General features: G+C 63.6%; 15 protein-coding genes. 1 reads left to right on the top strand and 14 read right to left on the bottom strand.

From position 1 onward, the window contains the following. Window positions 1–30: 30 nt before the first annotated feature. The 13 genes from paaI to Q2941_RS26435 all read right to left on the bottom strand — a co-directional run bounded on the left by paaI (window position 31) and on the right by Q2941_RS26435 (window position 10,782). Complete coding sequence (gene paaI, locus Q2941_RS26495) at window positions 31–480, bottom strand: hydroxyphenylacetyl-CoA thioesterase PaaI (protein ID WP_027525816.1); 450 nt, start codon at window positions 478–480, stop codon at window positions 31–33. Window positions 481–581: 101 nt separating this feature from the next. Further along, the gene (gene paaE, locus Q2941_RS26490) at window positions 582–1,664 is read right to left on the bottom strand and encodes a 1,2-phenylacetyl-CoA epoxidase subunit PaaE (protein WP_254107020.1); all 1,083 of its coding nucleotides are present in this window, start codon (window positions 1,662–1,664) and stop codon (window positions 582–584) included. A gap of 2 nt (window positions 1,665–1,666) precedes the next feature. After that, complete coding sequence (paaD, locus tag Q2941_RS26485; protein ID WP_027525814.1) at window positions 1,667–2,170, bottom strand: 1,2-phenylacetyl-CoA epoxidase subunit PaaD; 504 nt, start codon at window positions 2,168–2,170, stop codon at window positions 1,667–1,669. Further along, a complete protein-coding gene (gene paaC, locus Q2941_RS26480) occupies window positions 2,164–2,940 on the bottom strand; it encodes a 1,2-phenylacetyl-CoA epoxidase subunit PaaC (RefSeq protein ID WP_254107021.1) in 777 nt (258 codons plus the stop codon). Before paaC ends, paaD begins: the two co-directional genes overlap by 7 nt. A gap of 165 nt (window positions 2,941–3,105) precedes the next feature. Continuing rightward, window positions 3,106–3,393, bottom strand: coding sequence for a 1,2-phenylacetyl-CoA epoxidase subunit PaaB (gene paaB, locus Q2941_RS26475; protein WP_008136594.1), 288 nt, complete (start codon window positions 3,391–3,393; stop codon window positions 3,106–3,108). A gap of 10 nt (window positions 3,394–3,403) precedes the next feature. After that, on the bottom strand, window positions 3,404–4,396 hold the full coding sequence (gene paaA, locus Q2941_RS26470) for a 1,2-phenylacetyl-CoA epoxidase subunit PaaA (protein ID WP_458194193.1): 993 nt from the start codon (window positions 4,394–4,396) through the stop codon (window positions 3,404–3,406). A gap of 204 nt (window positions 4,397–4,600) precedes the next feature. After that, complete coding sequence (gene paaX / locus Q2941_RS26465; protein WP_027525811.1) at window positions 4,601–5,467, bottom strand: phenylacetic acid degradation operon negative regulatory protein PaaX; 867 nt, start codon at window positions 5,465–5,467, stop codon at window positions 4,601–4,603. A gap of 171 nt (window positions 5,468–5,638) precedes the next feature. Beyond that, a complete protein-coding gene (locus Q2941_RS26460) occupies window positions 5,639–6,409 on the bottom strand; it encodes an esterase/lipase family protein (RefSeq protein WP_027525810.1) in 771 nt (256 codons plus the stop codon). Between the two features lie 186 nt (window positions 6,410–6,595). Beyond that, entirely contained in the window at window positions 6,596–7,882 is a 1,287-nt protein-coding gene (locus tag Q2941_RS26455; RefSeq protein ID WP_458194192.1) for a DUF445 domain-containing protein, read from the bottom strand. 170 nt (window positions 7,883–8,052) lie between these two features. Next, window positions 8,053–8,508, bottom strand: a complete 456-nt coding sequence (locus Q2941_RS26450) for a phasin (protein WP_027525808.1) — start codon at window positions 8,506–8,508, stop codon at window positions 8,053–8,055. 224 nt (window positions 8,509–8,732) lie between these two features. Further along, on the bottom strand, window positions 8,733–9,326 hold the full coding sequence (locus Q2941_RS26445; protein WP_458194191.1) for a GNAT family N-acetyltransferase: 594 nt from the start codon (window positions 9,324–9,326) through the stop codon (window positions 8,733–8,735). Then, window positions 9,323–10,405, bottom strand: coding sequence for a PHA/PHB synthase family protein (locus Q2941_RS26440; protein WP_027525806.1), 1,083 nt, complete (start codon window positions 10,403–10,405; stop codon window positions 9,323–9,325). The genes Q2941_RS26445 and Q2941_RS26440 overlap by 4 nt, the downstream gene beginning before the upstream one ends. After that, window positions 10,402–10,782: a hypothetical protein gene (locus Q2941_RS26435; protein ID WP_027525805.1), complete on the bottom strand. Its 381-nt coding sequence runs from the start codon at window positions 10,780–10,782 to the stop codon at window positions 10,402–10,404. Before Q2941_RS26435 ends, Q2941_RS26440 begins: the two co-directional genes overlap by 4 nt. Before the next feature lie 166 nt (window positions 10,783–10,948). Between Q2941_RS26435 and Q2941_RS26430 the strand changes: the two genes are divergently transcribed. Next, window positions 10,949–11,866, top strand: coding sequence for an alpha/beta fold hydrolase (locus Q2941_RS26430; RefSeq protein ID WP_458194190.1), 918 nt, complete (start codon window positions 10,949–10,951; stop codon window positions 11,864–11,866). Window positions 11,867–12,064: 198 nt separating this feature from the next. Here Q2941_RS26430 and Q2941_RS26425 read toward each other — a convergent pair whose 3' ends face one another. Beyond that, on the bottom strand, window positions 12,065–12,739 hold the full coding sequence (locus Q2941_RS26425) for a spermidine synthase (protein WP_254113310.1): 675 nt from the start codon (window positions 12,737–12,739) through the stop codon (window positions 12,065–12,067). Between the last annotated feature and the right edge of the window lie 161 nt (window positions 12,740–12,900).

Below are 12,900 nucleotides of genomic sequence, written 5' to 3'. Positions count from 1 at the left end.
CTTCCCCACATCATTTGTTTGTTCTTGTGTTCACTGATCTTGCGTCGGCAGCCACGTGCCGCGAATGACACGCGAATGCCCACGGAATTCGGCGATGACGATGTCGCCGGCGGTGACGCGCACGTCATAGATGCCGGAACGGCCGCTGCGGGCGACTTCGCGTGCTCTTGCGACGAGACGATCGCCAAGCCTGCCTGGCTTGATGAAAGTGATCTGCCCCTGCGCCGCGACCACGCGTTCATTGTGCGAGTTGCAGGCGAACGCGAAGGCGGAATCGGCAAGCGTGAAGATGAAGCCACCATGGGCAATGCGCTGGCCGTTGACCATGTCCGGCCGCACCGTCATCGCCAGCGTCGCAAAGCCCGGGCCGATCTCGACGATCTCCATGCCGAGATCTTTCGAGGCGTCGTCCTCCGCCCACATCGCATCGGCGCAGGCGCGGGCGATGTCTTCCGGTGACAGGGCTGCTTTGACATTCACTTGCGTCTCCCACCTGTTCTTTTGCGCGCGATGTTCTGCCGATCGCTCAAGACTGTCAAATAATGCGACGCATTTGCATCATCAGGTTCTGATGCAGCCCCTCAGACATGGTCGTAGTCGACCACGACCCGCTCGGACGAGGGTTTTGCCTGGCAGGTCAGTACGAACCCCGCCTTCAGCTCCCAGGGCTCCAGCGAATAGTTGATGTCCATCGGCGCCTCGCCCTCGACCAGCTTGGCGCGGCAGGTCGAGCACATGCCGCCCTTGCAGGCGAAGGGCAGATCGACGCCGGCGCGCAGCGCGGCATCGAGGATCGCTTCGTCCTCGGCGACCGGAACATCGCGGCGCTTGCCGTCGATGATCAGCGACGCGATGGCCTTCGGCGGCGCATCGGCTGCGACCGCCTTCTTCGGACGCGGCTTGCCGCCGAACTCGGACACGAAACGTTCGACGTGAATGCGATCATCCGCAATGCCGAGATCGCGGCAGGTCGCCTCGATCTCCTCGCTCATGCCAGACGGACCGCAGACGAAGACGTGATCGACGCTTGCGGCCGGGACCAGCGAGCGCAGCAGCACCCTCACCTTCTCGCCGTCGAGCCGGCCATGCAGGATCGGGATATCCTGCTCCTCGCCCGAGATGACGTGGAAGATCGAGAGGCGATCGATGAAGCGGTCCTTGAGTTCCTCGAGCGCCTCCAGGAACATGATGTTGTCGGTCGCCCGGTTGCCGTAGAACAGGAAGAAGCGGCTCTTGGGCTCGCGCGCCAGCACGCCCTTGACGATCGACAGGATTGGCGTGATGCCGGAGCCTGCGGCAAAGCCGACATGGACACGCGCGGTGTCGCCTTGCGGGATCGCACCGAAGCGGCCGGTCGGCGTCATCACGTCGAGCTCGTCGCCGCACTTCAATTCGTCGGCCACCCAATTCGAAAACGCGCCGCCGTCGACCTTCTTCACGGCGATGCGAAGCTCGCCGTCGTCAGGACCCGAGCAGATCGAATAGGAGCGGCGCACCTCCTCGCCTTCGAGCATGGTGCGGAGCGTCAGATACTGGCCGGGCGTGAAGGCATAGTCGCTGGCGAGCTCGCCCGGAATGCCGAAGGTCATCGATACGGCATCCGAAGCCTCGCGGCGGAGGTCGTTGACGGCGAGACGATGAAAACGTGGTGCGGCTGCGGACATGGTCAATGACACTTGAAGTAGTCGAACGGTTCGCGGCACGACTTGCAGCGCCAGAGCGCCTTGCAGGAGGTCGAGCCGAATTCGGACAACAGCTCGGTATTCTCCGAGCCGCATTGCGGGCATGCGACCGCCTGCTCGCCGAACAGCGCGCGGCGCGAACCAGAGGCTTGCGGCGGCGCGATGCCGTAGGCGCGGAGCTTTTGGCGGCCCTCCTCGCTCATCCAGTCGGTGGTCCAGGCGGGCGACAGCACGGTGCGCACTTTTGGGCGATGGAAGCCGGCGCGTTCCAGCGCCAGTTCGATCTCGAGCGCGATCATGTTCATCGCGGGGCAGCCTGAATAGGTCGGGGTGATCGCGACCTCGACGTGATCGCCGCGAAGCGCAACATCACGCAGCACGCCGAGATCGGCAATGGTCAATACCGGAATCTCCGGATCGACCACGCTTGCCGCCGCGTCCCATGCGCGCTGGCGCAGATCGCTCTTGCTGTCGAGCGCCGTCACCATGTCAGCCCCGGGAAGGTGCGCTGCATCGATTGCAGTTCGCTGAGGAGATGGCCGAGATGCTCGCTGTGCCGGCCGGCTCGGCCGCCCTGCTGCATCCAGTTGTTTTGCGGCAGCGTGAGCGTCGCCTCGCTGGCGACATTGGCGAGCGTCGTCAGCCAACGGTCGCGCAACGTTGCGGGATCGATCGCGATGCCAACATCGATCAAGCTTCGCTCGCCGTCGTCGACGGCAAACATCTCGCCGGTGAAGGACCAGAGATGATCGATCGCTCCTTGCGCACGCGCGTGGCTCTCCTCGGTGCCGTCACCGAGCCGGATGATCCACTCCGAGGCATGGCGCAAATGATAGGCGCTTTCCTTCTCGGACTTGGCGGCAATGGCTGCGAGCGTTGCGTCGCGCGAGGTCATCATCGCCCGCCAGTAGAGATCGGCGAAGGCGGAATAGAAGAACTGCCGCACCAGGGTCTGGGCGAAATCGCCGTTCGGCTGCTCGACCAGCAGCAGGTTGCGGTACTGGCGAACATCGCGCAAGTAAGCGAACTTGTCCTCGTCATTGTCCTTGCCTTCAACCTTGGCCGCATAGGTATAGAGCTCGCGGGCCTGGCCGATGAGGTCAAGCGCGATGTTGGAGAGCGCCATATCCTCTTCCAGCATCGGCGCGTGCCCGCACCATTCCGACAGCCTATGGCCGAGGATCAGCGCATCGTCGGCGCGGCGCAGCGTGTAGAGCACGAGCGGTGTCTCGGAGACCTGGATGTTGGCGACTGGCATCTGTTCAATCCACCTTGCCACTTGTTCCAACCTCATCCTGACGAGGCGCGAAGCGCCGTCTCGAAGGATGGGCCGCGCGTCACGGGCCTTCATGGTTCGCCCGGCGATGCGAAGCATCTTCCGGAGACGCCGCTTCGCGGCTCCTCACCATGAGGGTTGAGAGAGCTACATGTGCCCGACTTCTTCCGGCACCTCGTAAAACGTCGGATGCCGGTAGATCTTGGATTCCGCAGGCTCGAACATCATGCCCTTCTCGGCGGGATCGCTCGCCGTAATGGCAGTGGACGGCACCACCCAAATCGACAGGCCCTCGCCGCGACGGGTGTAGATGTCGCGCGCGGCTTGCAGCGCCATGGTGGCATCGCTCGCATGCAGCGAGCCGACATGCTTGTGCGCGAGCCCGTTGCGGCTGCGAATGAAGACTTCCCACAGCGGTGTGTTCGGCGTGGCCATAGTGATCTCCCTACTCCGCAGCTTGCGCGGTCTGGCGGTGCTGGCGTTTCGCTGCATAGCTAGCTGCCGCCTCGCGCACCCAGGCGCCGTCGTCATGCGCCTTGCGGCGCGCGGCGATGCGGTCGCGGTTGCAGGGGCCGTTGCCGGCGAGCACCTGCTTGAATTCGGTCCAGTCGATCTCGCTGTAGCGCCAGTGTCCGTCGGCATCCTGCGTCATGCCGGGATCGGGAATGGTCAGCCCGAGATATTGGGCCTGCGGCACCGTAGCATCGACGAACTTCTGGCGCAGTTCGTCATTGGAGAAGCGCTTGATCTTCCATCTCGTCGAGGTGTCGCTGTGCTGGCTTGCCGCATCGGGCGGACCGAACATCATCAGCACCGGCCACCACCAGCGGTTCAATGCGTCCTGCGCCATCGCCTTCTGCTCGTCCGAGCCGCGGCACAGCGTCAGCATGATCTCGTAGCCCTGGCGCTGGTGGAAGGACTCCTCCTTGCAGACGCGGATCATCGCGCGCGCGTAGGGACCATACGAGCAGCGGCACAGCGGGATCTGGTTCATGATCGCAGCGCCGTCGACCAGCCAGCCGATGGTACCAATGTCAGCCCAGGTCAGCGTCGGATAGTTGAAGATCGAGGAGTACTTGGCCTTGCCGGCGAGCATCGCATCGACCAGCTCCTCGCGCGAAGAGCCGAGCGTCTCGGCAGCGGCATAGAGATAGAGCCCGTGGCCGCATTCGTCCTGCACTTTTGCGAGCAACGCCGCCTTACGCCGCAGCGTCGGCGCGCGGGTGATCCAGTTGCCTTCGGGCAGCATGCCGACGATTTCGGAATGGGCGTGCTGGGAGATCTGCCGGGTAAGCGTCTTGCGGTAGGCCGCAGGCATCCAGTCGTTCGGCTCGATGCGCTCCTCGGCATCGATCCGCGCCTGGAATTGCGCAGCCTTGGCGGCATCCTCGAGGCCGCGATCGTCGGCCTCGGCCGTGTTCAGCGCTTGGGTGTACATGCGCATCCTCCCGATTTATTGGGAGGCAATATATAACAAAAATTAGATCATGCAAGATATTTCTGTAACATAAAATCCAATGCATGATCCGGAAAAGTGCGAAGCGGTTTTCCCTCGCGACAAACGCGGAACACGTTTGCGCGGAGATCATGCGCAAACAATAACCTGAAGCGCGATGACGATTTATCCCAATCGCACCGCGCTTTAGGCGCCGAACCTCCGTTCCAGCAGCTTCCGCGCCGCGGGGAGCGTCCCCTTTTCATTGGTTCCGTGGTCATCAAGCCATTGTTCCGACCGGACCAGGAGCGCGCGATAGATCTCGCCGCAGAGCTCGCGAGCCGCCCTGCCCGGCCAGTCCGCCGGCAGCAATTCGCCCGGCAGCAGCGGATCGCGCAGCACCACGCGGCGATAATAGTGGATCAAGAGCATGCGCGCGGTGAAGGCGTCGGCGTCAGAGAGGTCAGTGCCGCGCGCAATCGCGGTGCGCAGCGGCTCGAACATCTTCATGAATTTCAGATAGGCATCGGCCGTACGATCGAGCGGCCAGCTCGCGCTGAGCAGGCGGCGGCCGCTGTCATCCTCGGCCGAGACCTCGAGGCGGATCGCACCGGCAGCCTCGTCAGGCACCGGCACGCCCGATGGCGCGACCCACACGCCCGGCAGCGGACTGCCGAAGCCGGCATTGCGCAGCGCCTCACGCGAGGCGTCGCGGTCCTCGCCGTTGCCGATCAGCAGCAGCTCGAAGCGGCCGGTCCAGTCGGATGGCGGCGGATCGTAGATGTGGCGCGTCGCGGCCTCGAAGGTCTGGCGCCCCTTTTCGGCGAGGCGATAAAAGCTGTTGCGTCCGACCTTTTCGCGCGTGAGCCAGCCGTCGGCGGCAAGCCGCGACATCGCAGTGCGAACGACGCCGCTGTCGATGTCGAGACCTGCAAAGAATTCGAGCAGCGTGCCGAGCCACACCGAGCCGCCGCGCGGCACGATGGCATCGCCGAACACGGTGATGACGATGGAGCCGGTGCGCGACGGCTCGCGCTTTAGCTGGTCGATGATGCGGGAAAGCGGATGCGCCATGCGAGAGGCATAGCGCGATTTGCGCTAATGCCAAAGCCGGGCTCGATCCTTCGAGACGGCGCTTCGCGCCTCCTCAGGATGAGGTCGAACAGCTATCGCGAGGATTCAGGTCTCAAGCCCTCATGGTGAGGAGCGCGGCAGCGCCGCGCGTCTCGAACCATACAGGCCCGCTCAGCGATGCGGATCGGGGTAAACCAGGCTGCGCCAGCCGCCGCGATCGAAGGGCTGCCACTGGCCCTCCTTCTGCGCCAGACGATCAGCCACCGCGTAAACGGCGGCGGGGTGATGTCCCATGCCGCAATGGCTGCTCTCGACCTCGATGCTCTCGGTCTGCGCGCCCGTCTTCTCCATGCAGCCCTGCCAGGCGCAGACGCCGTCGGTGCGGCTGAAGATCGCGGTGGTCGGCACCGGCGGCGGGACGGAGAGCTCGCCGCCGAAGCGCGGATCGACTTCGTCGGCTTTACGACCGCTCGCCCATTCATAGACGCGCCAGGCATTGGTCGAGCGCGGATCGCCGGCAAAGGGGCTGCCTAGCGTGATCACCTGACGCACGCGCTCCGGCATCATCTTGGCGAGCTGGCGCGCGTAGAGACCCCCTAAGCTCCAACCGACCAGGCTGATCTTGCGACCATGGGTATCGTTGAGCCCCTGGACGAGATCGACCATCGCATCCTGCACGCCCAGACGCAGGCCATAGTTGCGGCCCTGGCGCCAGCCGCTGACGGCATAGCCCTTGCCCTTGAGGAACGAGCGCAGCGGCCGCGTCGAGGCGTCCGACGCAACAAGGCCGGGCAACACCAGCACCGGGTGGCCGTCGCCGCGCGGCGCGAGGCTGAGCAGTGGCAGCGCGCCGAGGAAGGCGCCGAGTTCGTGGATAGCCCGCCCCTCCAGAAACATCAGGGTGCGGGACGGCGGGCGCAGCGTCTGGGCAGTAGCGGTCATCAATGTTTCCTCTGAAGGCACCGGCCGCGATGCCGGTCGATGGGCATGAATTCCAAGACGCCGGCTTCTTGATCGTTCCGCAGCGCAACATGAATCAGCTAGGCGGCCGGTTCCCGACATTCAAGCCGGTACAAACGGGAGCGACAATAGGTCCGCGCGTTAATGCTAACGGCCGTGACGCAAAAGTCACAGCAGCCGGAGCAGGAATTCTGCGGAGTAGAGCGCAAGGCCTGCGAGCCCGCCGATCAGCGAGCCGTTGAAGCGGATGTATTGCAGGTCGCGGCCGATGTTGATTTCGATCAGCGAAATCAACTGCGTCATATTCCACGACTTGACCTGGTCGGAGATGAAGGTCGAGACGCCGCTCTTCTGGTCGGCGACGAAGCTGCGCAGCACCGTGACCAGGCCCTTGTTGATCTCGCCGCGCAGCTCAGTGTCGCCGGCGAGCGCCTCTCCCGCCGCGACGAACATGCCGGCGAGATGATGCTGAAGTACCTGGGTCTCGCCGGAGGCGCTACGTTCGATGAAGGCGCGCGTGTTGGCCCACACCGTGCGCGCAAGATCCGCAAGCTCGGGCCGCGCCAAGAGATCCCGCTTCAGACCGTCGATGCGGTCAGTATAGGTCTGGTCGGTGCCGAGCCGGTCGACGAAGGTCAGCACCATGCGATCGAACTCGCCGCGAAACGGATGCTTGGGATCGCTGCGCACCTCCTCGAAGAAGGCGCTCGCAGACGCCACGATCTTGTTCACCAGAAACTTGTCGGCGCGATAGAGCCTGAGCAGGGTCGGCAATTCCGCGCGCACCTTCTCGCGGATCATCGCCATTGTCTCCTTCCCCGTCAGCGTGTCGTGCATGACGCGCAGGAGATCGTCGAACAGCCCCTGGTGCCGCCCCTCCGCAACGAAGCCGCGCAGCGTGCCGGCCGCGAGCGGCGCGAGGTCGATGGCCTGCAGTTGCGAAGACATGCGGCGGATGATGAAGGTCATCAGGCCCGAGCTTTCCGTTGCGGAGAAAGCCTCCGGCAACAGCCGCAACGCAAAGCGCGCGAGGTCGTCGCTGCGCTTGCGGTCACGCAGCCAGTCGGCGACGAAGGAGCCGAAGTCGATCTCCATCAGCTTCGCCTCGACCGGACCCGCCTCGAGGAAATGCACCTGGATGAATTCGCCGAGCTTGTCGGCGATGCGAGCCTGGTTGCTCTGGATGATCGCGGTGTGCGGAATTGGCAGGCCGAGAGGCCGCTTGAACAGCGCGACCACGGCGTACCAGTCGGCAAGGCCACCGATCGTCGCGGCTTCCGCGAAGGCCGCGATGAAGCCGAATACGGGGTGCACGTTGAGCAGCCATTTCGCGACCACGAACAGCGCGAGCGTCGAGGCCAGCACGAACGTCGCCAGCGCCTTGACGCGGCGCAGCTCGGCCGCGCGTTCGGCGTCGCCGGGGGCATCGAAGGAGAAGGTGCCTGATGGAGTCATGACTACATCACAGTACTCCGTCATTGCGAGCGAAGCGAAGCAATCCAGAATCTTCCCGCGGAAAGACTCTGGATTGCTTCGTCGCTTCGCTCCTCGCAATGACAGTAGTACAAAAAACAAGGCCCGCCGAAGCGGGCCTCAAATTCAGTTTGTCGACGCGAGCGCACACATCAGGCGGTCTTGTTGTAGACTTTCGCGAAATTGTCCTGAGCGGACTTCGCGCCGTTGGCGGCGAGCTTGCCGAGATAGTCGGTGGTCGCCTTGGCGCGCGAGACGAACGCTTCGCCGCGCGAACGGAGCAGGCTGGACTGGATCTCGACGGCTTCGCTGACCGACTTGGCCGAAGCGAGCTTGTCGATGCCGGAGAAGAACGCCTCGGCGTCCTCGTAGATCGCCTGCTGGATGTTGCGGCTGATCTTGCCGGCCTCGGTGACGGACTCAGCAACCGCGTTCTCGATGGCGGCGGTCACCCGCTCGGAGCCAGCGAAAACTTCGGCAGCACGATCCTTGGCGGTGTTGGCAGTCTTCTTGACGAATTCGCGGGCAGCCTCGGGAACTTCCAGGTTCTGGATGTTCTTGAACGCGTCCTTGAAGCCCTCGAAAGCGGTGTTGGTTTCGGTCGTCATGGGGTCTCTCCATCCTCAATTGTCTGAGCTATGGGCTCACCCCGTCCGGATTGGCCCGGGGCACGGCTTATATGACACAGTTAATTGTGCGTCGCAACATTCCTGTTGCACTGCGATATCACGAAATCGTGAACAGCCTTAATGGGAGGCATCATGATGCCTCCTTGGCCATTTCGGGAGCTGATGCAGGGCCTTGCTGCCTGCCTAAGGGCTGGACGGCGCTCTTAGTGTTCGACGGCGCCTGGCAGCCCGTAGGCCTCCATCTGGGCCTGGACCTGCGCGATGTTGTGCCCGAGCACGACGATGTCATGGGTCTTGCCGTCGACGTCCCGGACGTGGTCGCGCAGCAGCGCCTCGGCCTTGAAGCCGAGGCTCTCGAACAGGGCGATCGCCGCCTGCTGGTCAACCGTCATCTGGACCGAGAGCTTTTCGAGGCCGGCACCGAGGGCGAGCGCAAAGGTCTCCTGCGACAGCGCCCGCCCGACCCCCTTCCCGCGGACGTCCTGCGACACCACCATCCGGATCTCGCCGACATGGGGCGACCAGGAATGGGGATCGCGCACCAGCGTGCCGCAACCGACGACCTTGCCGTCCTTCACCGCGAGCAGGCTCTGAATCGCGCCGCGCTCGATCTCCTTGACCCAGGCCGACAGCACCTTCGGCTCGCTGATGTTGCGCGGCAGGAACAGGAGATCATGCGTCGGCAGCGCCTTGCCGAAGGTGAGCACGGCGGATTCATCTGCCGGGGACATCAGGCGCATCTCGACGTCTCCAGCATCCGTCTTGACGCGACGCGGATAGGAACGCGCTTCACTCATGTCGATCTCTTCCCCAGCCAGGTATCCAGTTTCGGCCACAGCCGTTTGATCGCGTTGGCGCCGGCGACGAGCGAGACGTGGCCGCCCTTCAGCATCACCTCTTCCTTGTCCTCGGACCCGATCTTCGTGATCAGATGCTTTGCGGCGTCATATGGCACGATGTGATCGTGCTCGGCGACCGCATGCAGGATCGGCACCTTGATGTCTTCGAGCTTTGCCGCGCGTCCCCCCACCGACATGGTGTCATTGAAGAGCTTGTTGTCCCACATCAGGTCCTTGGTGATGGCGCGGAAATATTCGCCGGCGAGCGGCAGCGTGTCGGTCGCCCAGCGGTCGAACATCCGGTAGGATTTGACGAACTCGTCGTTCCAGATGTTCTCCCAGAGCTGGATCTGGCTCACCGTGCGCGAGGCGGGGCGCAGCATCTCGAAGGAGGAGAGAATCATCTCGGGCGGAACGTTGCCGACGCTGTCGACGAGCCGGTCGACGTCGAAATAGCGGCGGTCGGAAAAATTCGAGAACAGCTTCATCTCGCGAAAATCGATCGGCGTGGTGAAGCAGATCAGATTTTTCATCGGCCCATCCCGAAAGATCGAGCCGTAGAGCAGCGACAGCACGCCGCCGAAGCAATAACCGATCACGGAGACGTCCTGCTCGCCGGAATCCTGTTGCACGCGGCGGACGCAATCCGGGATGAAGTCGAGGACATAGTCCTCCATCGCCAGGCTCTTCTCCTCCGGCCGCGGCGCGGTCCAGTCCAGCATGTAGACGTCGTAGCCGCGCTTCAAAAGGAACTCGATAAAACTCTGGCCCGGCACGAGATCGAGGATGTAGCCGCGGTTGGTGGTGGCCATCACGATCAGCACTGGAACGCGGTAGATCTCCTCCGACATCGGGCGGTAGTGATAGAGGCTCATCGTGCCGCGCGAATGCAGCACGTCCTTCGGCGTCGACCCGAGCGTGGGCCCTGAGGTCGAGAAATATTCGACGCCCTTGATGCTGCGCATGATGGCACGCTGCACCTCGGACTGGATGCGCTCCGGGATCGATGCGAAATCAAGTCCCGTCGGCGCGTTCATTTCGACTCTCCGCTCTCGGGCGGCGGGCGCTTCGTGCGCGGCGGCCGGGGCGCTGCGCCTGCTGGCGACGTGCCTGACGAGGCCGACATCTGGCTGAGCATGGACTTGATCTCGCCTAGCTGGCCCTCGATGGATTGCAGCCGTTCGGCAATGCCGGTCATCTGCTCGCGGCTCGGCAGATTCATCGAGAGAAGATACTTCTCCATGACATCGCCGAACTGCTTCTGAGCACCCGCAGCCACGCCGCCGGCCCGGTTCATGGCCTGCGAGAATTCGGGTGTCTCCATCGCATTGGTAGCGAACGAGTTGAAGCCTTTCTCCATCTCGCCAATCATCTTCTGCCACAAGGCGACCGGATCGTTGATCTTGTCGGTCATCGGCGTCCTCCAGGTAGAGGGCTCTTGCCCTTCTTTTCCCGCCATACCACACCGTTGTGACGGGCGGGTCAACCCACGAGCGGCGGCCTGATGTCGCGCACGCGGCTTCTTTGCGGCGGCAAACCGTGCGATACAACGCTGACTGCCAGCAAGGGGGAACGGGCCCGTGAATGCTTCCGCTCATCAGCCGCCGCAGATCGTCCGCGCCAACGGCATCGACATCTGCTACGAGATTTTCGGCAACGACAACGCCGAGCCTCTGCTGCTGATCATGGGGTTAGGCGCCCAGATGATCCACTGGGACGACGCGTTCTGCGAACAGCTCGCCGCCCGCGGCTTTCGCGTGATCCGCTTCGACAATCGCGACATCGGCAAGTCCAGCCATCTGACCGGCGGCAAGCGGCTGACGCCGTTAGAGCTGTTGAAGCTGCGCTTCCTGAAGATTCCGGTGGCCGCCACCTACAAGCTGATCGACATGGCCAGGGACACGGTCGGACTGATGGATGCGCTCGGAATCAAGTCGACGCATCTCGTCGGCGCCTCGATGGGGGGCATGATCGCGCAGGAAATCACGCTGTCGTTTCCGCAGCGCGTGCGCTCGCTCACCTCGATCATGTCGACGACGGGCAATCCCCGCGTGCCGCCGCCGACCCGCGAGGCGGCTGCCATGCTGATGGCGCCGCCACCGCGCAGCGAGGAATTCATCGTGCGCTATGGCGAGACCTGGAAGGTGCTGCGCGCCGGCCATTTTCCGGAGGAAGAGGCGCTCGATCCCGGCCGCGCCGAACGCGTATTCGCGCGCGGGCTGAATCCGGCCGGCGTCGGCCGGCAGCTGCGCGCGGTGCTCGCCTCCGGCAGCCGCAAGGAGCGCTTGCACAGCGTGAAGACGCCGACGCTGGTCATCCACGGCACCGTCGATCCGCTGGTACGCCCCGAAGGCGGCAAGGACACCGCGGCATCGATTCCCAACGCAAGACTTCTGATGATCGACGGCATGGGCCACGCACTGCCGATGCGCTTCTGGCAGCAAATCATCAACGCCGTCGACAAGCACGCGCATGGGGCGGCGGCAAAGGCGGCCTAGGACCAGCGTGACTGGTCTCCTCGCGGTGACTACGTGAGCTACCGGATACTCTCTTACGGCAGGCTGGCGCGAAAGCTATACAGACGCTCTGCAATTGCAAGGGAACGAGGCTGCGGCCTCTCGCCCATTCCCGACAATCCCGCGAACAGCAACACGATGTTCTGACGAATGGAACCGGAGTACAGTGGCGAAGGCGGCCTAACTCTTCCTCGCCATCCAGATCACATGGCGCGCGCCACCACCTCTTCCGGTGGCGCGGACGTTGACCTCGTTGACCTCGAAGCCGGCAGCCCGAAGGCGGCGTGAAAATTTCGGGTGCGGCCCTGACGACCAGACTGCGAGCACCCCACCGTGCCGCAACGCCGTGTGAGCTATTCTCAACCCGGCGTCATCGTACAAGGCGTCGTTGGCTTTGCGGGTGAGACCTTCCGGACCATTGTCAACGTCGAGCAGGATCGCATCGAACCTGAGCGGATGTCTTTCGATCAACTGCCCAACATCCATTTCATGTATCTCGACGCGGCGGTCACCGAGACTGTCACCGAAAATCTCGGCCATCGGACCTCGCGCCCATGCCACCACGGCAGGGACCAGTTCGGCCACCATGATCTGCGCCTTGCTTCCGAGCACGGCGAGCGCCGCACGCAGCGTAAAGCCCATGCCCAATCCGCCGATGAGGACGACGGGTTGGGCGACCTTCTCGATCTGTTTGGCCGCAAGCGTCGCGAGTGCGGCCTCGGAGCCCGACAGGCGGCTGTTCATCAGCTCATTGGTGCCGAGCATGATGGAAAACTCTTTGCCGCGGCGCATCAGGCGAAGCTCGCCATCGGAGCCGGGGATCCGGCCGGTATCGATCTTTTCCCAGGGAATCATACGCAAGCTTTAGCACGATCGAGAATCGTAGGGTGGTTAGCCGAAAGCGTAACCCACCTCTTGGCTGTCCGCGTCGAGAGAAGCGGTGGGTTACGCTTCGCTAATACTACTGCGTCATAATTTTCGTTGCCTGCCGAGACGCGGCGATGCCCCGCAACAAG

The organism is Bradyrhizobium sp. UFLA05-153 (assembly GCF_054185185.1).
The sequence above is the reverse complement of the archived record's forward strand: the minus strand, read 5'-3'. Positions and strand labels throughout refer to the sequence as shown.

Bases quoted from the DNA above. Each gene is read 5' to 3' on its own strand.
- Q2941_RS26455 (WP_458194192.1), bottom strand. From the start codon at position 7,882: ATGACTCCATCAGGCACCTTCTCCTTCGATGCCCCCGGCGACGCCGAA.
- Q2941_RS26440 (WP_027525806.1), bottom strand. From the start codon at position 10,405: ATGAACGCGCCGACGGGACTTGATTTCGCATCGATCCCGGAGCGCATC.
- Q2941_RS26445 (WP_458194191.1), bottom strand. From the start codon at position 9,326: ATGAGTGAAGCGCGTTCCTATCCGCGTCGCGTCAAGACGGATGCTGGA.
- Q2941_RS26435 (WP_027525805.1), bottom strand. From the start codon at position 10,782: ATGACCGACAAGATCAACGATCCGGTCGCCTTGTGGCAGAAGATGATT.
- paaB (WP_008136594.1), bottom strand. From the start codon at position 3,393: ATGGCCACGCCGAACACACCGCTGTGGGAAGTCTTCATTCGCAGCCGC.
- paaD (WP_027525814.1), bottom strand. From the start codon at position 2,170: ATGGTGACGGCGCTCGACAGCAAGAGCGATCTGCGCCAGCGCGCATGG.
- paaE (WP_254107020.1), bottom strand. From the start codon at position 1,664: ATGTCCGCAGCCGCACCACGTTTTCATCGTCTCGCCGTCAACGACCTC.
- paaX (WP_027525811.1), bottom strand. From the start codon at position 5,467: ATGGCGCATCCGCTTTCCCGCATCATCGACCAGCTAAAGCGCGAGCCG.
- Q2941_RS26425 (WP_254113310.1), bottom strand. From the start codon at position 12,739: ATGATTCCCTGGGAAAAGATCGATACCGGCCGGATCCCCGGCTCCGAT.
- Q2941_RS26450 (WP_027525808.1), bottom strand. From the start codon at position 8,508: ATGACGACCGAAACCAACACCGCTTTCGAGGGCTTCAAGGACGCGTTC.
- Q2941_RS26460 (WP_027525810.1), bottom strand. From the start codon at position 6,409: ATGACCGCTACTGCCCAGACGCTGCGCCCGCCGTCCCGCACCCTGATG.
- paaA (WP_458194193.1), bottom strand. From the start codon at position 4,396: ATGTACACCCAAGCGCTGAACACGGCCGAGGCCGACGATCGCGGCCTC.
- paaC (WP_254107021.1), bottom strand. From the start codon at position 2,940: ATGCCAGTCGCCAACATCCAGGTCTCCGAGACACCGCTCGTGCTCTAC.